Raw genomic sequence first — 22795 nt, 5'->3', positions numbered from 1 at the left:
AGAACTGAAATTCCAGAAAAGCCTAGTATAACTAGTAGGTAATAAGAGTGGCACCTGGGCTGAATAGGCCCAGGTGCTACAGGAATTACTGTATAGAAAATCGATAGCTGGTACTACTATGATACTCCTGTTCAGGACGTAATACGGTGCTGGGGAACTGGGGCTGGTTGGGGGAGTCGGGGAAATGTTGCGTTTCTAGGCATAACCCAAAACGCTTGCCATAGGTGACGCCTTTCCCTTTTAATCTTCCATCCAAAAAATTGGCGGTATAGAACTGAACCCCTGGCTCTGTGCTGAAAACCTCCATAAACCGACCGCTTGCTGGATCGCGAACCGTCGCTATTTTGATCATGCCAGGGGCCTGGCGGTTAATCACCCAACAATGATCATAGCCTCCACCAATTTTGATTTGTGGGTCACTATCCTGGTCGATGCCTTTTTTTACCATTGTTGGTTTTCTAAGGTCGAAAGGGGTGCCTTCTACGGCCATGAGCTCCCCAGTGGGTATAAGTGTTTCATCTACAGAAACGATACTGTCGGCCAATATACTGACCTCCTGGCCCATAATGTCTTCTTTAAGGCCGGTCAGGTTAAAATAGGAGTGGTTAGTCAGGTTCACGACCGTCGGCTTGTCGGTAGTGGCCTTATAGCCAATAGTCAAGGCGTTGTCGTTGGTAAGGGTATAGTTTACCGTAACTTTTAAAGTGCCAGGAAAGCCCTCTTCACCATCTTGGCTGGTATAATGTAGCTCCAGCCCTACGACGCTATCGGACTTCACCTCTTGAACTTCCCAAATTACTTTATCGAAACCTTTGAGGCCACCATGCAAGGAATTCGGGCCATTATTGATCGGTAGCTGATAGTCGTTGCCATCGAGCTCAAATCGGCCTTTGGCAATTCTATTGCCATACCGACCCACTAAGGCCCCAAAAAATGGATGGCCTGCCAGATAAGGTGCTAGGGAGTCGAAACCCAGTACAACATCGGCGAATGTTCCTTCTCGGTCGGGAACCAATATCTTGGTGACAATACCCCCATAATTGGTAATATTGACAACCATGCCGTTGCCATTGGTAAGGGTATAGAGCTCAGCCATTTTTCCCTCAGGGGTTAAGCCAAACTCTTCCTTCGAAATTGTGCTAATCATTTTAACTTCTCGATTTTTTGATTGGTTGCATCCAAACAGCAATAGTATAAGGATCACCTGGAGCAATTGGTAACTTGATTTCATAGGTATATGATTTGGTTTCTCGATTACCCATTTACATTACTTCGTTGGTACCTTCGGTAATACGCACCTTGTAGCAAGGTAAATCGATGTTGAAGGCTTGCCGATAAGCATCTTTCATTTTTGCTTCGAAAGCCTCTATGTGATTTACGGCTACCAGGTTGATGGTGCATCCGCCAAAGCCACCACCCATCATCCGTGCCCCCAGAACTTCGGGCATAGATAGGGTCTGATCTACAAGGAAATCCAGCTCCGGACAGCTTACCAAATATTCGTGTTGTAGGCCCTGGTGGGTTTCATACATTTTCCTTCCAAAGCTTTTTAAGTCCCCATCGACCAGGTCCTGGCAACCCTCTTCTACTCGTTTTATCTCTTCAGTAATGTATTTGCAACGCATATATACGGCTTCCCCGAGTTTGTCACGATGCTGGGCCACTAGTTCAGGACTTACATCGCGTAGGCTGGCTATATTCGGATCAAATTCCCTTAGGGTAGCCACCCCTTGCTCACATTCTTGGCGGCGGGTATTATAAGCGGAGTCGGCTAGCGAATGTTTTACCTGGGTATCACATAGCACCAATCGGTACTCTTCCATCGGAAAGGGGAAGTAGGCATAGTCCAACGACCGGCAGTCGAGCCGGATTACCGAAGCCTCTTGGCCAAAGGTAGAAGCGAATTGGTCCATAATCCCGCACTGTACGCCAACATACTCATTTTCGGCTTTTTGTGCCATTTTGACTATTTCAAAACGGTCTAAACCCAATTCAAAGACTTCATTTAAGGCAAACAGTAGACAACATTCAAGGGCTGCCGACGACGAAAGCCCCGCTCCTAGGGGTACATCTCCCCCAAATGCCGCCTGAAAACCCTTGATTTTAAGGCCCTTCTTGTGTATTTGTTCTATGATGCTCAATTGATAAACGGCCCAAGTCTGACTGGGTTTGCTGAGGTCGTTCAGCGAGAATTGGTAGTCTTCGTTCAGGTCCACGGCATGTAGTAACACTTGGTCGTCTTCTCTTGGGGCAATGACGAAATACACCGCCTTGTCGACGCTAGCAGGAAGAACGAACCCATGATTATAATCGGTATGTTCGCCGATTAGGTTAATTCGCCCCGGGGAGCGGAAGGTGCGTGGTGCGGCTTGTGTTGTAGAATCTTTAAATACCCTTGCGTATTGGTCCGATATGTGAGAAAGCGTTTCGTTATTCTGTTCAGCAATCATGGTTTATGTGTTATTTTATATTTTTTTGGAGTGAAAAGCCCAGTTAAACCACCAGAGGCCTTAGGCTTATAAAAAAGCCACCAGGCCGAACCTATCGATTAACCTTAATAGCCCCTGGAAATGTCGATCCGGTCCATAATGTCGCATCCAGACGCCACGGCATGGATGTTGGTAAGAAACAAGTCGACCTTGCCGACGTGCTCGTTTCTATGCCCTCCGCCAGTATGCTGGGAGAGGATTACCTGAGGCATTTTCCATAATGGATGCTCCTCTGGCAACGGCTCCGTTTCGGTCACGTCCAATACGGCCCCCGCCAGATGCCCCCGTTCCAGGGCCTGAATCAAGGCTTTTTCGTCGGTTGTGCTGCCTCGTCCTACATTAGCATACACACTATCTGGTTTCATACTGCTTATAAAAGTCTCGTCTACAAAATTCAAGGCGGTACCAGGGAGGGTGTTGATAACCAAGTCGATTTCCGGAAGGGCTTGCAAAAGGTCTTCTCTAGAAGTGATTTTTGCTTGGGGAGAAGTACGTGCAAAGAGCTGAACATGACAGCCAAAACCTACCAAGATATCCTTGATGACCATACCAATGGTGCCTGCCCCAAGGATGACTACTCTTTCGTTAAAGAGAAGACGGAGGTCCTTCCTTATGGCATGTCCTACCCATTCCGTTCGTATTTGTAGCTTGGTAAGGGTGTGTAAGCCTCGATATAGCGCCAAAATGCCACCCACTATCGTTTCTGAGCAGGGACGTCCAAACCAGGCTCCCATATTGGCTACCTTGGTGCTGGGGTCTATGATCAATCCTTGGTATTGGTCAAAACCAGCCGATTCAAGTTGCCAATAAACCAGCTTAGTCTCTTTATTCGCAAACCAGTCCATAGGTGGATTCCCTAGTACCACTTCTGCCTTAGAGAATAGTTTCCGGTTATTTTCCTCCTGCTCTCCTTTAAAATCGATCGTATAACCCCTGGGGATATCATTCTCCAGACGACTGACCAAGGGGGCTTCGAAGTTAGAGTGACAATATATATTCATGACACTTGAGTAGGTTGGTGATGGATATAAAGATATAAAATTATAACCTTCGGTTGAGTGATATTGGGGGAAAGTCATCTTTTAATGGTTTATACTCCCCTATCGGTTATCCTAGATTCATTTTGTAGTCTGAGCGCCTCAAGCCCCAGACCCATGGCGCAAAAATGCCTAGGCACAAAGTGAGCGCCTAGGCATTTTTTGAGGTGTAGATTAGCTTAATTTACTTTTTCTCCATTTTTCGTTGGTAAAAGTCCAGGAAGTCGCCAAGCTGCTCCACGGGCATTTTTCGGGCTATTATTTTATGTTCCTTATCTAGTACATATACCGTAGGAGTAGAAACAACGTCAAAGTCTTGGTAAAAATTGACCGTGTTTTTCGTATCCATTGCGTTTTTTAATTCGGCAAGGTGATAGGTGTCTATAAAGTTGGTCCATTCCTCCTTATTTCTTTCCGTGGCTATGGCTATTACTTGAACGCCCTTCTCTTTATAGCTATCATAAAATTCCTTTAGCTTCGGAGCCGACTCTTTGCAATGCCCGCAGGTAGGAGCGTAGAAGAACAATACGGAATAATTTGCCGGTAGGTCATTGGCTTTTATTAACTTTCCGTCAGGCTGGCTTAGCTCCAAGGTAGGGAAGGGCTTGTTGACCAACAGTCGCTCCATGCTTCGCACTTTTTCGGCGATCCGCTTTTTGGTGTCCGCAGTAATATCCATTTCCCCTCCGAGGTAGTATTTTTTAGCCATATGTACCCATACCCCTTCGGTGCCTACTGTCTTAGGGTTTTCATATTGATTCGTTATATAATAAATGACGTACTGTCTTAGGTCTGGATTCACCTCTGTCTTTTTTATCAAGGCATCGGCAGCCAGTATAATGGAGTCTGGGGTTTGTACCAGTAGATTGTGCAAATAGGTGTTAAGCTTTGGCTCCAAAAAGGGGGTGTTCATGATTCGCTTGTCGCTAAAGTCGAATTGATCCCAGTAATGATTTCTATAATAATGGAATGCCCACAGGGAATCGGTTTTTCCATTCGCTAGCTTCGGTGCTGGGGGAACGTCCGGTTCAGCCGCCATTTTTAACAAACTAGTGGTAAATAATGCCTGTTGGTCATCTAGAAGGGATTTTTTGTACTTCTGAAAGGCCTCTTTGGTCTCTTTTTGCTTTTGGGCTAGTTCAGGCGATTTTTCGTCGATTAGGGCTTTGAGTGTTCGTGAGTCGGCGATTAGGCGCTTTTGATATGCGTAAAATACCTCATTTTCGGGGGATCCTTGAACCTGTATTTTTCCTACCAAATCGGTGGTGTCGGTATCGAGCCTGATATCATGCTCTTTGCCAGAATATACGAGTTCGAGCCATTTGCTGTTGCCCGGGAAAAGTATAACATAGAGCCCTCCAGGCAAATTCTCCTTGCCTTCAAAGACTACCTTGCCTGTAGCGTCCGCTTTGGCCGTATCCTTCGGTATAAACTGTGTGTTGCTGCGGCTATAATGCCCCAGGATGAGGGTGGTGTCTTGCAATCCATTGATTTTCGCTTCTATTCGGTAGGCTTGAGCCCAACCTTCAGAAAGAGAAGCAGAAAATAGGATGGAGAAAATAAAAGTGATGTGAGTGAAGTGTTTGATCATTTATATTGATATTTGATAGAAGGTACATGATTAATAATAGACAATAGAACGTATCGCGATTGCCCTTATATGAGCATTTTTAATATCGGTAACGATTCGCTAGTCATAAGCTAGAAATTCGTTTTCTGGAAGGTCGGCCCCTCGAAGGTCGGCCCCTCGAAAGCCGATTGCCAGCCGCCATACGAATCAGTCGTGATAAAGTCTGAGAGACCAGTGCAAATTTAATCCAGAGACCATTAATAATAAAAACTTAAAAGTACATGTTTTATTTTCTTTCTAAAACGATTGATTTTTTCTTAATGCCATTCACTATTGCCTTGGTGCTCTTAGTAATGGGGCTCTGGGGTCCTAAAAAAACGAGGAAAAGAGGCTTTCTGATATCCAGCTTAATGATTTTAATACTGATGTCGAATCGTAGTTTGGTCAATAAAGCCTATAATGCTTGGGAGCCTGAGGCCCGCAATATCGATGATCTGCCTTCTTCTCAGAAGGTCGGCGTTTTGCTAACGGGTGGGCTAATCAACTGGTCCACCTATCGTACCGACCACCTGGGCGTAGGGGAGCATGGAGACCGATTCTTGCAGACATATTTGCTTTATGAAAGCGGCAAGATTAACAAAATAGTGATTACAGGAGCCAATGCAAACTGGATTAAGGAGCAAGGAAGAGGGGAGGGGAGACAAGTAAAAGAGCTACTCGTCAAATGGGGGGTAGAACCCTCAGATATCTTGTTGGAGGAAAAGGCCCGGAATACCAGGGAAAACGCCTTGTATACTAAGGCTTTATTAGATAATTTTTTCCCCAATCAATCCTATGTTCTGATCACATCAGCCTTCCATATGCCCAGGGCTATGGCTTGTTTTAAAAAGGTGGGGCTACAAGTAGACCCTTTTCCAGCCGATTATTATGGTGGTGATTTCTCTTTCGGATTAAGAAATACCCTCCTGCCCGAAGCCAGTGTAATGGGGCCATTTACTACGCTATGGCGGGAATGGATAGGCTATATCGTATATCACCTGGTGGGCTATTGCTAGGCTCCAGCCCCATTCCGCTAGTGATCAAAAGAAGCCTTCCCCATGGTACAGGTTCTGTATCAGTGGGAGCTATCTTTGACCACCTTAGAGTTTCTCGTATCCTACACGCTGAGGATCTTTACCATACGCATCAAATCTTCATTGATAGGCTTTGGCAACCGTATACAATCCTCAAAAGGAGTATATACCAATTCGTTATTAATGATTCCGGCCATAACATTGCGTTGGCCTGCTATAAGCCCTTCAAGAGCACCCAGTCCGAGACGGCTAGCGAGGATACGGTCATATGCCGAAGGAGGTCCTCCACGCTGGGTATGTCCTAGGGTCGTTACACGTATGTCGGCGTCTTCATCCACCTCTTTTTTGATTTTGGCTGCTACTTCTACGGCTCCGCCCTCCTCGTCACCTTCGGCCACGATGATGATCGACGACGACTTCGAACGGCTCCATCCTTGTCTTAGGGTGTCAACCACCTCCGATATGGGCGTAAGTACTTCAGGTACCATTACGAGCTCTGCTCCTCCGGCAATCCCCGATTGTACGGCAATGTACCCGGAGTCACGGCCCATAACTTCTATAAAGAAGATTCGGTCATGAGAGCTCGCAGTATCCCGTATCCGGTCAATAGCGTCCAAAGCCGTGTTGACAGCCGTATCGAATCCAATGGTATAGTCGGTCCCGTATAAGTCGTTGTCGATGGTTCCGGGGGCTCCAACTGCTGGAATTCCGAATTCCGAACAAAATAATTGAGCTCCAGTAAAGGTCCCATTACCACCTATGGCCACCAAGCCTTCTATGCCTAGTTCCATTAACTTGTCGTAGGCCTTCTGACGACCTTCGTGAGTCATAAACTCCATAGAACGTGCCGATTTTAAAATCGTACCACCACGTTGTACAATATTGCTCACCGAATGGGATTCCATTTTGTACACGTCGCCCGATATCATTCCATTGTATCCGCGACGGATACCATAGACCTCAATTCCATGGTACACGGCACCTCTAACTACGGCACGGATGCAGGCATTCATACCAGGGGCATCACCTCCTGAGGTAAAAACTCCAATTCTTTTCATCTATATTTTGGGTTACTACTAATAAAACTCTTTCGTGTTGTTTTGAAGCTATAAAGCACAAGTTCCACAAATTTATCTGGTATTTTGTTAAAATCTGCGACCTATTCTTTAATTCTGCTAAAAAAATACCAGAAGTGGATATCATTTGAACGGTTCATGGCCTTATTATTACTTATATATTTGTGAATGTTAATGAAAATTTAATACCCAAAGGTTTCCATGAAACCATGTATTTTTGCCCTTATTAACCGAATTGAATCTTAAATCAATAACCTATCCATCACTCTAAACCTTAGGTTTTCCCTTAATATTAAATTTTAGTATGAAAAATACCCTATCTTGGAGTCGGCTGTGGCCGCATGTTGTGGCCGTCATCGGCTTTATCTTCCTTTCGATATCCTATGTGTCGCCCGTATTGCAAGGTAAAAAATTGAATCAATACGACGACGTCCAGGCAAAGGCAGCCTCGAGGGAGGTGATGCAATACCACGAAAAAACGGGCGAGTGGTCGGCATGGACCAATAGTATGTTTGGAGGGATGCCCGCATTTTTGATCGGAACCGACTATCCGACAAGTCTGCCCACCAAAATGGGGCAGGCCGTCAACAAGCTCCTGCCAGCTCCTGCCAACTATCTGCTCATCGGCCTGGTGAGTGCTTATGTCTTGTTTTTGGTTTTAGGGGCTAATCTTTGGTTGGCCGCCTTGGGAGCTATAGCTTTTGCCTTTGCTTCTTTCAATTTGGTAAGTATAGAAGCCGGGCACGTCTCCAAAATGATCGCCATTTATTACGCACCGGGGGTATTGGCAGGTGTGCTACTGGCTTTTAGGAAAAACTGGCTGGTCGGTACCGCAGTAACGGCCTTGTTTTTATCCCTAGAACTATATGCTAACCATGTCCAAATTACCTATTACCTTGGATTGAGTATCTTACTATTGGTAGCCTTCGAGAGCGTCCGGCTTTCTAAAACCGGAGAAGGCGGGAAGCTGAAGTTGATTCTGCCCGGATTGGCCTTGGCCGCTCTGGTAGCCCTAGGGTCGCATACGACTCGTCTGTGGAATGCCTACGACTATACCAAAGAGACCATTCGTGGAAAGCCAGAGTTAAGTGTATCCAATGGCGCTCAAACAACACCCACCCAAACGGGGCTTGATAAAGAATATGCCTTTTCTTATAGCTATGGCTGGGGCGAACTCTTCACCCTGCTGGTGCCCAATGCCTATGGGGGAGCCTCCAATGGCTCTCTTGATGCCTCTTCCGAAACCTATAAAACACTCACTGGCCGGGGTGTCGATGCTGCGACCTCTCTAAATGTTGTCCAGGCCTTGCCCTTGTACTGGGGAGCGCAGCCCATCGTTGGTGGGCCTATTTACGCAGGTGCTATCGTTGTTTTTCTAAGCCTTTTAGGATTTTTAATAAGCCGCAAATCTCTGAAGTACTGGGCGCTTTCTATGATTGTACTTTACCTGATTTGGGCCTTGGGGAGTAGCTTTTCGGCTGTAAATTATCTTTTCTTCGATTACTTCCCCTTATTTAACAAATTTAGGGCTATTACCATGGTGCTAGCCCTTGCGCAGTTGCTAATGGTCATACTGGCCGTGATGGGACTTGTGCAGCTGGCTCAAAAGAAAATAAGTTGGCCCCAGCTGCAAAAGCCTTTCTTGATTGCGCTAGGTGTCACTGCTGGCCTTTGCTTGCTTTTTGCCGTAATGCCCACCGTGTTTTTTGACTTTCGTTCACCCAATGACGCCCAGGTATTAGCCTCTTTCGAACAAAGTACCCAGGATAAGGGCTTCGCTCAACAGTTGCTCAATTCTATCGTTCAGGACCGAATTGGGATGATGAAGGCCGATGCCTTCCGTAGTCTCATCCTGATTCTATTTGCTGCTGGCTTGGTTTGGCTTTGGATGAAAGAGAAGGCCAAGCCCATCCTAGTTTATATGATTTTTTTGCTCCTGATGGTGGTCGATATGTTTGGGGTTGACAAACGTTATCTGAACAATGATGACTTTGTTAGCAAGTTTGCCGCCGAGGCATCTCTGGCTCCATCGGCAGCCGATACCCGTATTTTGCAGGATACCGACCCCAATTTTAAGGTCTTGGATCTGTCCACTTCCCCGTTTCAGAGTGCGGCAGCGTCTTATTTTCATAAATCACTAGGCGGATATCATGGTGCCAAAATGCGCCGTTATCAGGAATTGTTTGAAAGGCAAATCGCTAAGGCCAACCCCAATCCGGGAATCCTCAATATGCTTAATGCCAAATACATTATTTCGGTCGACCAACAGGGAAATAAAGTAGCGCAGCAAAATCCTGATGCCTATGGGCACGGTTGGTTTGTCGATTCAGTCAAGATAGTCCCCAATGCCGATGCCGAAATGAAGGCTCTGGATTCCTTAAAACCGAACCGTGTAGCCGTAGTGGATCAACGCTTTGCCGAAAACCTACAGGGGCTGAAATTACAGGCCGACTCTACCGCCAAAATAAGTCTGATAACTTATAAACCTAATGAGCTCGTCTATGAGTCCCAGTCGGCGGTGGAAGGTCTGGCCATTTTTCCGGAGATTTATTATAATGTACGCGACGAGTGGCAAGTAGATATAGACGGACAACCAGCCAAAATGATACGGGCCGATTATGTCCTACGGGCCTTACGGGTACCGGCAGGGAAGCATACCATCACATTCCGTTTCAAGCCCATCTCCATTGAAATAGGTAGTAAAATAGATTTGGCAAGTTCTATCCTATTGGTTTTGCTCTTAGTAGGAGCAGTATACGCCGAATTGAAAAGAAAAGAGAGTGAGGTGGGTAGGGATTAGGCGGTTAAAGCTGCGCGACACTTGAACAGTAACGACAGCCTATATTAGGTTTTAGGTTGTTAGGGGTTAGGGATTAAAAGCGGCCGCCGGGCGGATAAAGGTTAAAGGTTAAATGCGGCAGCAGGGCGGTTAAAGGTGTGCTACATTTGATCGGCAACGAAGGCTTATTGTTTAGAGCTTACAGCCGCTAGCGTGCGACACTTGAACAGTAACGACAGCCTATATTAGGTTTTAGGTTGTTAGGGGTTAGGGATTAAAAGCGGCCGCCGCGGGGTTAAAGGTTAATAGTTAAACGTGGTGCCGTCGCACAGTTAAAGCTGCGCTACACTTGAACAGTAAAGACAGCCTATTGCTTACAGCCTCCTATGTTTACAAAGTTAATTCAAGCGGGTGGATAAAGGTTAAATTTGTAGGATAAAGTGATAAAAGGGTGAGAGTGGATTAAAGCCTAAATAACTCATGAAGTATATTGTGCTATAGAAATTGCCTCATCCTTTTTCATCTTTTCGAGTCTGAACAGAATGTAAGGAATTGAGTATTGCTCAAGATCCAGAATATCCAACCAGGAGACAAGACTAAGGGAGATTCATCACTTTATATTCACCCTTAACTTATAGAATGATGAGAGCTTTGAAACAAGTATTGGGCGTAGATGTGGCTCAGAAAGAATTAGTGGTTACGTTAGGTCGGCTGCTGGAAGATTTGAGTATAGAATTGTATGGTCATAAAGTTTTTAGGAATACCGAGAAGGGTTTTTCGTCTTTGCTCGCGTGGACTAAAAAGTTTACAGATTCCGACTCAGAAGTACGGTTTGTGATGGAAGCCACAGGAGTTTATCATCAGAAGTTTGCTTATTTTCTGGATGATAATCGTTGTGCTTTAAGCATAATTTTACCCAACAAGATTAGCAATTATATCAGGACCTTGGAGGTTAAAACAATTACTGATAAAAGCTGCTCTGAGGCTATCGCTAGATTTGGATTAGAGCGAAAGCTAGACAATTGGACACGCCCTAAAAAAACGTATCGAAGCCTCCAACAACTTACTAGAGAGCGTGATCAGGTAGTTTTAGAGCGCTCTGCGGTAAAGAACCAATTACATGCTGAAAGTCAGGAGGCGGAGCCGCATGAGCGGAGTTTAGAGCGATTGAATGAGCGGATCAGGTTTCTCAACAAGCAAGAAAAAGAAATTAAAGGAGATATAGAACAGATAGTCAACAAGCATGCTGAACTGAAAAAGGAGGTAGAGATTATCAGTAGTATTCCAGGTGTCGGAGAATTGACGGCTGTTATTATTTTGGCAGAAACAAATGGCTTTGATTTGATACGAAACAAGAAGCAACTAACCAGCTATGCGGGCTTTGACGTGAAAGAGAAACACGGGGGCGCCCGTGCGATCAGGAACTTCGGTAAAAAGCAAGCCGAGGATATCAAAAAAAGGAAACCGAAGTTTAAGAAAGGCAATGTATTTGCCTTCAATGGCAGCCGTAAAATGGGATGATAATTTCAGAAATATGTTTGTGAGAATCGTCAGTAAGCAAGGTATAAAGCCGGGTCGCCGGTGCGATGAAAGCATTGATAGCTGTCCAAAGAAAATTATTAGAGTTAGCCTATACGCTATATAAGACAAAAACAAGCTATGACAAATCATACGAAAGCAAAAAGGCAGAGCAGAAAAATAGCATGTCAGCACAAAAGGCGTAAACATGCTATACTGGCTGGCTCGGAGCCGCCTTCAAAACAAAGGTATTAAAAAATAAAATATTTATAGGTTTCCAACACAGAATCTATTGCTTATAGCCTATCGCTTACAGCTTAGAGCTTACAGCCGCTAGCCCGCTACACTTGAACAGTAAAGACAGCCTATTGCTTACAGCCTATTGCTTATAGCCTATCGCTTAGAACTTAGAGCTTACAGCCGCTAGCGCGCTACACTTAAACAGTAACGAAGGCTTATTGCTGACAGCTTAGAGCCTACAGCCGCCCGTGCGCTACACTTGAACACCAACGATAGCCTATTGCTTACAGCTTACAGCCGCTAGCCCGCTACACTTGAACACCAACGACAGCCAAAAAAATGCTTGCAATTTACTTCCAATTCAATGAGTAAATTGCAAGCATTTTCAGTTTGCCACCTAACCCCTAACCCCTAACCCCTGACCCCTAATCCCCAACGTCCTAAAACTTACTTTTCAAATACGCCAAGCTGAGCTTGTAGGCATCGGCAGTGGCGGCGGCATCGTGCTTGGGGTTGCTGGGATTGGCGAAGCCATGTACAGCATCATACATTTTTACCGTTAACTTTTTGTTAGCCGTCTTCATATCTTGCTCGAATTTGGCGACTACCTCCGGGCTTATTCCCTGGTCCTGGCTTCCAAAAATCCCGAGTACATCTACGGGTAGTTTTTTGAGGCGGCTGATATCCTGCTCTGGACGGCCGTAGTACATCACACAACCTACCACCTGGTCGGCACCGATGATGGCATTTTGAAGGGACAACATCCCTCCGAAACACCAACCGATGCTAGCGACTTTGGCCTTGGGCCCTACATAGGCGAAGGCACCTTCGGTAATAGCCTCGAGGCGTTCTTTAGAGGCCGCTTGCATGAGCTTGCCGGCCTCTTCCCGAGTCGTGCCGATTTGGCCGTCGTACATATCGAGGGCCAATACATTGACCCCTTCCAAGTCCTGATAGAGCTTGAGCGATTCTTGCTTGATATGATCGTTAAGCCCCCACCATTCCTGGTAAACAAACAACCATTTGTTCGATTTTTTTGCCGATTTTATAAGGAATCCGGACCCCATTTTCCCATCTGGCGTCTTAAACGTAACGGTCTCTCCTTGTCCCTGATAGCGAAAAGGTGCCGGTAGCTCATGCAGCATCTGGAAATTGGGATCTGCCGCCATGCTGGCCATGTCGTTGACGGTCGTATGACAGATGGGGAGCGAAATGGTACTTGTAGTTGGTTCATGGACTGTATAGGCGTTTAAGCCCAGAGCCGCCAGTAGTAGCAAAAATTTCTGATACATGATTCGATTTTGTTTAAGAGTGAAATAGTTTTTTTTTTGAATGAACAGGTGAATATAACCATAATTAAAAGGCATACTGGGTTGGAGGTAGAAATGTTCCTTAAGAATTACGAGGGGGGCAATAAGAAGATTTTATTAAGTTATTATTTCGGTGGGTGAATAACACCAAAGAGCCGTTTATTTTGTGCCGTATTAGAGCTTATTTCTATTTTTCGACCACTCAACCCACCATTTATGGTATTGCCTCTTGAGGAGGTTGAGCCACTCGATACTTAAACCATCCATCTCATATGCGGTTTTATTTCTATAAAAAATTAATGACCATCGCCCTGCTTGCTAGCTCGGGCTGTGCAATGGCCCAGGCCCCTGCTGATAAGTTGAACATCGTACAATCCTATTCAGTAGATGCCCTTGGGGCCTGCCAAGGAGTGGCGCGTATTAACGGTAAAGTGTACCTCTATGGCGACCGTGAGGTAGGGGTAATTCGGGAATATATTCCAGATAGCGACACCTTACGTTATACACAAAATGAGATTTTACTAACGGTACAAGGCGAAGACCTCATCAACCACCCGACTGGTCTTGCCTTTCATACTGGCCTGCCTACCTTCATAGGCAACAGCATTCGGCTCAATGCTGAGGGGACCAAATGGAGGGCTGTGATATATCGTGTCGATTGGCAGGGGCTATTGACGATCAAAAAACTGGATGCTAATCTTATTAATACCATTGAAGACGACGCCTGTATTCAAGGAACAAGGCCCGAATACGTCCAGTATCAGGGTAAATGGTATGTCGCCACTTCGGACTATGGCGATGCTGGAAACCAGGTGAGGCTTTATGATCCAGAAAAGCTTAGTAAGGCCAGCAAGACTTCGGAAGATGGCGTGTTGGCATATCAATTTACCTGTGGCCCTTGGGTGCAAAATCTCCATTATGATGTGGAGCGTAAAGTGCTGGTACTAATTCAAAATCAAATCGAAGGAAGAAAATGGAGACTTACCTTTTTGGATCTGGAGAAGTCTATTGCCTCAGGGACACAGCATATTATTCAGGTTTTAGATGGCGATCGTCCCGACGAATTGGAGGGATATATAGCCGCTTTTGAGGGTAGGCCTGCTGTAGCGGTAACCTCGTCTCGTCGTCAGAATGTTCATTTTGTGGGGCCCCAATAGTCGACCATTTATTAAAATATTTACAAAATGGTAATAGTGATTTCGCTTTGAGGTAATACCAGGAAAATAGTTTTGCTATTTCTATTAATCACGGTTCTGTGAGAGATAGGGTGTATTTTAAAAACTATTTTATATTGTTTTATTACAATCAAAGTTAACTCACTACTATGAGAAAATTTCTATTTGCAATGTTGCATACGTCGGTGGCGAGCATGCTGGTATTGATGCCAGGTAGCAAGCTCCAAGCATATGCCTTTGCGGCCGAGCGTTCGACGATGAATGCGGCGTCAATGAGTTCAAAGGCCGACCTTACAAGTGGGAGGGTGTTGGACGAGAATGGGGATCCTTTGATAGGGGTTACCATCCTCGCCAAAAGCAGCAATACAGGTACAGTTACCGACCAAGAAGGGAAGTTTTCTATTGAAGTTATGGAGGGAGCGACCTTGGTATTCTCTTTTGTAGGGTACATCACCCAAGAGGTTCAAGTAACTAAGCGTAGCCTCTTAGAGATTCAGCTTAAGCCCGACGCTATGATGCTCAATGAGGTAGTGGCAGTAGGGTATCAGACCTTACGGAAGAGTGATTTGACAGGAGCTATTTCCTCCGTGAAGGCCAAGGAGCTAAACCTGACCACCCCTACAGTCGGCCAAGCATTGGTAGGGAAAGTAGCTGGGGTGCAAATCTCCCAGGTCAGTGGGGCGCCCTATGTAGGTACCAAAATCAGGGTACGGGGTGTCGGTTCGGTGAATGCCAGCTCCGATCCCCTTTATGTCGTAGATGGCTATCCGGCCGGTACCGATATATTTATCAATCCCAATGATATAGAATCGATAGACATCCTTAAGGATGCCGCATCGGCGGCCATATATGGCTCAAGAGCCGCTGGCGGTGTGGTGTTGATCACGACCAAAAGAGGTAAGGAGGGTAAAGGGACCTTGGAATATGACTATCAGTTTGGTGTGCATCAATTAGCCCATAAGGTAGACTTACTTAACGCTTCTGAATTTACACAATTATTGATCGATGCCCGTAACAATACTTATCGCGATTTGATGGTCAATTCGGGTAAAGCTTGGAATGATGGCATGTTCAGTGACGACAATGCGACACGTATCAAAAACGTTGGCTCGGCTAGTGCCGTGAGTATACCCACTGACTTGTATGACCTGTCTACCCAGCAGATGATTAAGCCCCAATATGATACGGACTGGCAAGATGAACTGTACAGAAACGCAGTGGTACAACGTCATAATGTCTCGTTTAGTGGTGGCAAGGATGGCGTTCGTTACGCCTTGAGTGGTGGGTATTTGTCTCAGGAAGGGATTATGAAAGGAACCGGCCAAGATCGGTACAACTTTAGGGCCAATATCGATGGACAAGTTAATCGACGGCTGACAGTTGGAGCCAATTTGGCCTTTACTTCCAATAAAAACAAAGAGGTGCGAGAGGGTCGTTTTAATCAAGGGCCTATCCTTGGAGCGTTAATCTACATGCCAATTTTTAAGGCTTATAATGAAGATGGTTCCTTGGCCAAAAATGAGGCGGCGTCGCTAAGTTCCGCTTTTGGGTATCAAACCATAGAAAATCCCATAGCTTTGGCCACCGAAACACATATTAACAGGAACGGATTGCGAGGAACCTATAATGGGTTTGTTACCTATGAGATCCTTCCCGCCTTAAAATTCAAAGTTAATCTAGGACTTCAGACGTATCAGGAGAAGTACGAGTTTTACCAGCCTACTAGTCTGTCGAGCTCAGCAAACCCTCCCGGTTCACCGCAGGCTATAGCAGCGGCATATGCCGTGGCTCAGACGCAGAATCAGGTGGACCAAATGGCTGAATTTACCTTCGATTATAATAAACAATTTGGGGATCACCGTATCTCAGCCTTAGCTGGTTATACCGCTCAAAGGAATTCATCGGATGTGATTTCGGTTACTGCCCGTGGTTTTCAAAACGATAATATCGAAGAAATTACCGCCAAAGGTGCCGACGCCACAGCTTTTGGTCTGAATTCGGGAACAGGGAAAGTCAACTGGAGCTTGTTGTCCTATTTGGCTCGGGTCATGTACCAATATGATAGCCGGTATTATCTTACTGCCTCCTTCCGTACCGACGGTTCCTCACGCTTTGGACCTAATAATCGCTGGGGTAATTTCCCGTCGGTGTCGGCCGGTTGGAACCTTTCTAATGAGTCGTTTTACGGCGATTGGCTAGGGAAATCCTCTACCCTAAAGCTAAGAGCCAGCTGGGGGCTTAGTGGTAATAATAATATAGGTAACTACCGGTTCCTTCAAACCATGGCCACTCCAGGAGGTGTGGTATTTGGAAACGGAACGGTCAATACCGCCATGTGGGCCGAGGGGATCAAAGATCAGGACCTGGGCTGGGAATCGACCTCTCAGTTTAACTTTGGGGCTGACCTAGGTTTGCTCAACGACCGACTCTCTATTATTGCCAACTATTACATTAGCCGTTCCTTTAATTTGCTGTTCGATCAGCCTATTTCTGCTATCTCTGGATCCTCTAGCATCCTAACCAACCTGAGGAATTCTAAAGTAGAAAACAAAGGGTTAGATGTGCAGGTGGATGCACGGGTGGTATCTACTAAAGATTGGACTGTCAACGTGAATGGTAATATCTCCATTAACCGCAATAAGGTTTTGGACATGGGAGGTGCCAGCACCATCATTACAAATGGGGCGGAACGATCCTACAAAACACATATTACTGAAGAAGGCCAGCCTATCGGGATGTTCTACGGATTCAAGGTGAAGGGTATGGTGAGAGCTTCCGACATGGAAAACTTGGCTATAGATAATGCCAACTACAATGCTTCTACTCAGTCGTTTCCCGATGGTTATGTGCTTAAAGGGCCAGCTAGATCGGCTTCATCTACTAATCCACTTCAACCGGGAGATATTTATTTCGAAGATGTTAATGGGGATGGAGTCGTGAACGATAGCGATAAAACGGTCATTGGTAGCCCTCATGCCAAATTCACCTATGGTTTTGGACTATCGGCGCGCTATAAGCAGCTGGATTTTACCTCTTCCTTCAATGGGTCTTATGGAAACAAGGTTTTGGACGGGCAAGATTATTATCTATTCAATATGGAGGCTTCTGGAAACCAATATAAAAAGGTGGTCAACCGATATCGTTCGGAAGCCGAACCTGGTAATGGCCAAGTATACCGAGCCTCGCGCGGGGGAACCCAAAGCAATAGTACCCGTCTTTCGACTTTCTATTTGCAAGATGGTTCTTTCCTTCGTTGTACCAATATCAGCCTAGGGTATAATCTCCCCCAGATAGCCCAATATACCAAAGGAGCGATGAGTAATCTCCGGATATACGCCAGCGTGGATAACGCCTTTACGGTTACCAAATATTTGGGTTATAATCCGGAAGTGGATTATAACGACGGAGCCAACCTGACTCCAGGAGTCGACTACGGGAAGTATCCATTGGCCAGGGCCTATAGTATTGGCGCAAAAATTACCTTTTAAGATCTATCGACATGAATACCATAAAAAATAACCTGTTACGCATTGGGCTAAGCGCAATGTTAATGACGTTTGGCGCTTGTTCTTCTGACTTTATAGACCTGCAAGATCCCAATGCAGTGGCCAGTTCTACCTATTATAAGAATGAAAATGATGTTCTATTAGGGGTGAACGGCATCTATCAGTCTTTAAGAAGTAGTAATAGTATTGGAGAAAATTCTGGAATGTTCTTCGAAGAGAGGTCGGATAATACGGGTCGGAATGACAACCAGTCCAGCTCTGGAGAGCCGTTCCAATTCAATGACTTCTCGCTGCTGCCTAGCAATGCCTACCTGAAAAATCACTGGGTAGCCTTGTATGAAAGCGTATCACGGGCCAATCAGGTCTTGGAAGGAATAGAAAAGGTGACTTTTACTACTCCCAACCTAAAGGCTCAGTACGTAGCCGAAGCCAAGTTTGTAAGAGCGCTTATCTATTTTCATTTGGTGCGTAAATGGGGGGCTGTACCCTTGGTAACGGTGCCGTTCAAAACTACTACAGAGGTAGAAGAGGCTACATTCAGGGCAGAAGAATCGGTAGTGTACCAGCAAATTGTAGCCGATTTGCAAGAGGTAGTCGCCAGCCCATTGGAAAACCTGCCCTCGGCTAATAACAAAGGGCGTGTATCGCTGGCCGCTGGGAATGCCCTCTTAGGACAGGTGTATCTGACGATGGCCGCTACCTTGGATGGAAGCAATAAGGCCGCGTATTTGGCCGAGGCAAAAAAATATTTGACCGCCGCCTATAATATGAGGAGCTTTGGCCAGCTCAAGGAAATCCCTTACCAGGATGTCTTCGACGTAGCCAAAAAAACGACCTGTCCCGAACTGATCTTTCAGATCGTTTATAAACAGGGTGATATCAACTATTCTTCCTCTATTGCACGTAATAACCAGGCGAAGGGCGAAACCATCAATTCCTTATTTGCTAGCAATGGATTGGGTGGGAATGTAAAGCCCGATCTGGTAAACGACTATGAGTCTGGAGATGCGCGTAAAGATTTTTCGATCAAATACGCCGAAAGTGCTACTGTAAAGGACTATTTTATTACCAAGTACCGGGATAACAGTGCCGCTGCAGGTACCAATGGCTATGGGGGTAACGACTGGATCCTGATTCGCTATGCCGACGTGATCCTGATGTTGGCAGAAGTAAATATGCAGCTGGGAGATGATGTAGCGGCCATCGGTTTCCTCAATCAGGTAAGGGAGCGTGCTGGTATGCCTACTTATGAAGTTTCTATTCAAAATGCCGCATATAAGGTGGCGTATCCCTCCCTCAAGCTGGCCATTTTGCATGAGCGCCGGGTAGAACTGGCCTTCGAAAACCACCGCTGGTACGATCTGCTCCGTAATTTTACCACGGCCGAATTGGTGGCCTATTTTAAGGCTAAGAACCAAGCGGATTACGGGATTGCCAAACTAAGTAATTTTGGTCCAAAAGACCGGTACTATCCAATTCCTTTCGACGAATTCAAACTAGACCCCGTAAGGATGTATCAGAATGATGGTTACTGAGTCGGAGGGCAATCAAAGCCCAATTTTACGATGACGTGACGATGTCCAGAGGCCGCCCCAATAAGGCGGCCTCTATTTATTTGGGGCCCTAGGATTTCCGCTGTTGCCTGGGCTTAGGCACGTATTTTGTAGGACGCCCCACTAACATACTTATTCCTCAAGGCGCTTGTGCAATTCATGTAAACGGTTGAACAGGTCTATCCGGAAATAGGTATCTTTATATTGATTATAAAAATAAACTAAATGGAATCATGAAGAATTCAGATAAAAATAAGAAAGAAGAGAAAGAAGAGTTTGAAGGATATCCCCTTTACCCCTCAAAAGATGATGTATACAATAGGGGCTTGGTAGAGCGCGAGATCGATCCTGAAGATACGGACCATCTCAAAAAATGGAAGAAGGAAAACCCCCATGCTTGGAATGAAAAAGATTTCGAGCAAGACCTTGTTGGCGACGATCTGGATGTGCCCGGCGCCGAGCTTGACGATGCCGATGAAATAATTGGGAATGAAGACGAAGAAAATAATTACTACAGCCTAGGAGGCGATAATCATAATGATTTGGAAGAAAATAGAGGAGATTAGTGGCTCATATGGAACCGGCCGATTTTACTCCTTTTGCTATATCAAGCGGGCCCATCTTGGTCGGGGAGTAATCCTGATTTTTCGCTAAGACAGTGATCTTTTGTTTTCTTTTTTATTAAAATTTAATAATATCCTTATTGTTTTATAAAAATTTAATAAAATAACCTTCTGCTTTAAATTTTAGAAGTGCTTACTATATATTTGTCCATATATCGTATCCACTACATAAAATTCTAATGAAATTATTATTTGCCAATTTATTTTTGGTTTTGCACATTTTGGCTATTCCGGCTATGGCTCAGAACAGTTATGAGCTCAATAAAGGCTGGTTTGGTAGCCCCATCGAGAAGGTAAAGGACTCAGGAGTTAAAATATCACAACCTGGCTATTCTCTTAAAAGCTGGAAGCCGGCCGTTGTACCTGGTACTGTCCTAACGACTCAATTAGAAAATAAGGAGATACCGGATCCCTTCTTTGGGTTAAACAACGAAAAAATTCCAGATATCTTTGATACGGGCAACGACTTTTATACTTACTGGTTTGTCAAAGACTTCACTGAGCAAGCGAAAGCGGGCGAACAGGTATATCTTCACTTTCGTGGAGTGAACTATAGTTTTGAAGTATACTTAAATGGAAAAAAAATAACCCAAGAAAGGCCTGAAGGGATGTTCCTGCGCAGAAGCTATAACATCACAGAGGCGCTTCAGAAAAATGGATCCAACCGCCTGGCGGTGATCGTGTTCCCTCCCGACGTAGTAGGGGAGGCCAATGGAGGTCAGGGCGGTGACGGCCGTATTGCCAAAAATGTGGCCCACCAATACGTGGCAGGCTGGGATTGGATTCAGCCTATCCGCGATAGGAATACTGGAATTTGGGATAAGGTAATCATAGAGAAAACGGGGAAGGTTAATCTTAAAAATCCTCATGTGATCACCATGGTACCTGGTATACGGAAGCCTGGTGAGTCCCAGAACCCCGCCCTAATCCGCGTAAGCACCGAACTTGAAAACGCCACTGCCACTGCCGTGACGGGGACGGTATCCTATACCATTGCCGGCAAAACGGTGAGTAAGACGGTAACTGTGAAGGCCAATGGTACGATGGAGGTGGACTTGCCAGAACTTAATCTGGAAAATCCAAAGCTATGGTGGCCACATGGGTATGGGGAGGCTTACCTATACCCCATGGACTTGAAATTTGTAGAAAATGGAGTAGTGTCTGACCAGGAAACCCTCCAGGTTGGTATCAGGGAAATAAAAGCGGAGACTAACGCCCATACCAATAGCAAGCAGATATTTGTCAACGGTCAGAAGATATTTATTAAGGGAGCCAACTGGATTGTCTCCGATGCGATGTTACGCTTTACCGACGCTCGTTACGATGCTGAGATACGGTTTCATAGAGATATGAATCTGAACCTTATTCGGATATGGGGTGGTGCCCTTACCGAAAGACCAGAGTTTTATCAGGCCTGCGACCAATATGGCCTCTTGGTGATGCAAGATTTTTGGGGTTCGGGCGACTGCAATGGACGTTGGCTCGACCCCAAGAAAAAGGATGACCAGTGGGTGCGGCGGCAGTACCCTGACGACCATGGGCTATTCCTGGAGTCGGCCGCCGATCAGATCAAGATGATTCGTAACCATGCCTCATTGGCGATGTGGTGTGGAGGCAACGAGATCACCCTCCCTCAGGATATCATGTTCCCGCTTAGAGATTCCATATTACCACAGTTGGACGGAACTCGGTGGTTTGTCGATTATTCCAATTCCGACGATATGTCGTTTAACTTTTTGGGTGGCAATGGCGACGGCCCTTACGGCATACAGCCCCTCGATCGTTTCTTTAGCCATCGTACATGGCCTTTCAACTCCGAAATCGGATCGGTAGGCGTTGGGGATGCCGTTTCATTGAAACGTTTTCTGCCCGCCGAAAACCAGGTTCCACCCATCTATAACCCACTTACTCGTAAAGAGAAAGTGGATCCGGTATGGGCCTACCACAAATACATTGGCTACGAACAGCATCTTCAACCCTATGGGAAAATAGCGGATATGGAAGATTTTGGTAGAAAAGCACAGCTGGTAAACTTTGACCAATACCGTTCGATGATGGAGGGCTTTACCGCTCATATGTGGGACTGGTACACAGGGATGATGATCTGGAAGACCCAAAACCCTTGGACAGCTTTGAGAGGACAGATGTACGACTACTATCTTGATCCGAATGCCTGTTTATATGGATTGAAGTCGGGAAGTGAGCCCTTGCATATCTTCCTGAATCGGGCCGATAGCACCGTTATGATCGCCAACAATTCTTTTGAGCATGCCTACGACCAGATGATGGTCCTGACGGCCTACGACATGCAGGGGAACGCTACTTCCCTTGGACAGTCGTTTGTAGAGATGGGCCCCACCACCGTGCGCCCCATACTTTCATTGAGCAAGGCCATTAAGGAGAAGGCCCTAAAGGAAGGTATGTTCTTATCGTTGCGGCTATTAGACCTCAATAAAAAAGTGGTGAGTGATAACTTTTATTGGCTTGCCGACGGAGAAGGCCAATACAGCGGCCTGTCTTCTATGGCTCCCGTTAAGCCTGTCGTTGAAACGAAGCTGTTGGCCAAAGGAAAAGTGGCCGTAACGCTTACCAATGCCAAGGGCAATCCCGTGGCCTTCTTTAACCGCCTGTCTATCGTCAACTCGGATTCTAAAGAGAGGTTACTCCCGGTTTTTTATGAAGACAATTATGTGTCCCTCCTGCCGGGAGAGTCCAAAACGGTAGTGATTGAATACCCCACTACTTCCAGCAAGCGTCCTGTGGTTGCCTTGGAAGGTTGGAATGTATCCGAACAGTTCATTCCTATCAAAGATTAAGCTGCCTGTAGCAGCGTAGTAAGTCGGTTG

At 45.7% G+C, this 22795-nt stretch carries 15 protein-coding genes; 9 read left to right on the top strand and 6 right to left on the bottom strand.

The window, feature by feature from the left end; all coding sequences use genetic code 11:
* Window positions 1–85: 85 nt before the first annotated feature.
* The 4 genes from CLV98_RS15580 to CLV98_RS15565 form a co-directional block, all read right to left on the bottom strand.
* Window positions 86–1231, bottom strand: coding sequence for an aldose epimerase family protein (locus CLV98_RS15580; RefSeq protein WP_109675549.1), 1146 nt, complete (start codon window positions 1229–1231; stop codon window positions 86–88).
* 31 nt (window positions 1232–1262) lie between these two features.
* On the bottom strand, window positions 1263–2450 hold the full coding sequence (gene galK / locus CLV98_RS15575; protein WP_109675547.1) for a galactokinase: 1188 nt from the start codon (window positions 2448–2450) through the stop codon (window positions 1263–1265).
* Between the two features lie 104 nt (window positions 2451–2554).
* The gene (locus CLV98_RS15570; protein ID WP_109675545.1) at window positions 2555–3490 is read right to left on the bottom strand and encodes a D-2-hydroxyacid dehydrogenase; all 936 of its coding nucleotides are present in this window, start codon (window positions 3488–3490) and stop codon (window positions 2555–2557) included.
* Window positions 3491–3710: 220 nt separating this feature from the next.
* Complete coding sequence (locus CLV98_RS15565) at window positions 3711–5117, bottom strand: TlpA family protein disulfide reductase (RefSeq protein ID WP_109675543.1); 1407 nt, start codon at window positions 5115–5117, stop codon at window positions 3711–3713.
* Between the two features lie 404 nt (window positions 5118–5521).
* On the opposite strand from CLV98_RS15565, the gene CLV98_RS15560 reads away from it, so the two are divergent.
* The gene (locus CLV98_RS15560; RefSeq protein ID WP_158281273.1) at window positions 5522–6151 is read left to right on the top strand and encodes a YdcF family protein; all 630 of its coding nucleotides are present in this window, start codon (window positions 5522–5524) and stop codon (window positions 6149–6151) included.
* 101 nt (window positions 6152–6252) lie between these two features.
* Here the strand turns inward: CLV98_RS15560 and pfkA are convergent, their stop codons facing one another.
* Window positions 6253–7227: a 6-phosphofructokinase gene (pfkA, locus tag CLV98_RS15555; protein WP_109675539.1), complete on the bottom strand. Its 975-nt coding sequence runs from the start codon at window positions 7225–7227 to the stop codon at window positions 6253–6255.
* 322 nt (window positions 7228–7549) lie between these two features.
* Here pfkA and CLV98_RS15550 point away from each other — a divergent pair, with 322 nt between their 5' ends.
* From CLV98_RS15550 to CLV98_RS23940, 3 genes are all read left to right on the top strand, one after another.
* Window positions 7550–10045 carry a hypothetical protein gene (locus CLV98_RS15550; protein ID WP_109675536.1) on the top strand — a complete coding sequence of 832 codons (2496 nt, stop codon included), beginning with the start codon at window positions 7550–7552 and terminating at the stop codon, window positions 10043–10045.
* Window positions 10046–10663: 618 nt separating this feature from the next.
* Entirely contained in the window at window positions 10664–11545 is an 882-nt protein-coding gene (locus CLV98_RS15545; RefSeq protein WP_229203406.1) for an IS110 family transposase, read from the top strand.
* Window positions 11436–11669 (top strand): transposase, encoded by a 234-nt coding sequence (locus CLV98_RS23940; RefSeq protein WP_229203405.1) that lies wholly within the window; start codon window positions 11436–11438, stop codon window positions 11667–11669. The genes CLV98_RS15545 and CLV98_RS23940 overlap by 110 nt, the downstream gene beginning before the upstream one ends.
* A 553-nt stretch (window positions 11670–12222) precedes the next feature.
* On the opposite strand, the gene CLV98_RS15540 is transcribed toward CLV98_RS23940, so the two are convergent.
* Window positions 12223–13074, bottom strand: coding sequence for a dienelactone hydrolase family protein (locus CLV98_RS15540; RefSeq protein ID WP_109675670.1), 852 nt, complete (start codon window positions 13072–13074; stop codon window positions 12223–12225).
* A gap of 290 nt (window positions 13075–13364) precedes the next feature.
* On the opposite strand from CLV98_RS15540, the gene CLV98_RS15535 reads away from it, so the two are divergent.
* The 5 genes from CLV98_RS15535 to CLV98_RS15515 all read left to right on the top strand — a co-directional run bounded on the left by CLV98_RS15535 (window position 13365) and on the right by CLV98_RS15515 (window position 22765).
* Window positions 13365–14249 carry a hypothetical protein gene (locus tag CLV98_RS15535; protein WP_211320049.1) on the top strand — a complete coding sequence of 295 codons (885 nt, stop codon included), beginning with the start codon at window positions 13365–13367 and terminating at the stop codon, window positions 14247–14249.
* Between the two features lie 167 nt (window positions 14250–14416).
* Window positions 14417–17755 (top strand): SusC/RagA family TonB-linked outer membrane protein, encoded by a 3339-nt coding sequence (locus CLV98_RS15530; RefSeq protein ID WP_229203404.1) that lies wholly within the window; start codon window positions 14417–14419, stop codon window positions 17753–17755.
* Window positions 17756–17766: 11 nt separating this feature from the next.
* Window positions 17767–19308 carry a RagB/SusD family nutrient uptake outer membrane protein gene (locus CLV98_RS15525; protein WP_109675533.1) on the top strand — a complete coding sequence of 514 codons (1542 nt, stop codon included), beginning with the start codon at window positions 17767–17769 and terminating at the stop codon, window positions 19306–19308.
* 251 nt (window positions 19309–19559) lie between these two features.
* Window positions 19560–19892 (top strand): hypothetical protein, encoded by a 333-nt coding sequence (locus CLV98_RS15520; RefSeq protein WP_109675531.1) that lies wholly within the window; start codon window positions 19560–19562, stop codon window positions 19890–19892.
* A 236-nt stretch (window positions 19893–20128) separates the two neighbouring features.
* The gene (locus tag CLV98_RS15515; protein WP_109675529.1) at window positions 20129–22765 is read left to right on the top strand and encodes a glycoside hydrolase family 2 protein; all 2637 of its coding nucleotides are present in this window, start codon (window positions 20129–20131) and stop codon (window positions 22763–22765) included.
* The last annotated feature ends 30 nt before the right edge of the window (window positions 22766–22795 follow it).

Origin of the sequence: Dyadobacter jejuensis, from assembly GCF_003149085.1 — a bacterium.
Taxonomy (GTDB): domain Bacteria; phylum Bacteroidota; class Bacteroidia; order Cytophagales; family Spirosomataceae; genus Dyadobacter; species Dyadobacter jejuensis.
Note: the sequence above shows the minus strand (reverse complement) of the source record. Positions and strands in the feature narration are given on the sequence as shown.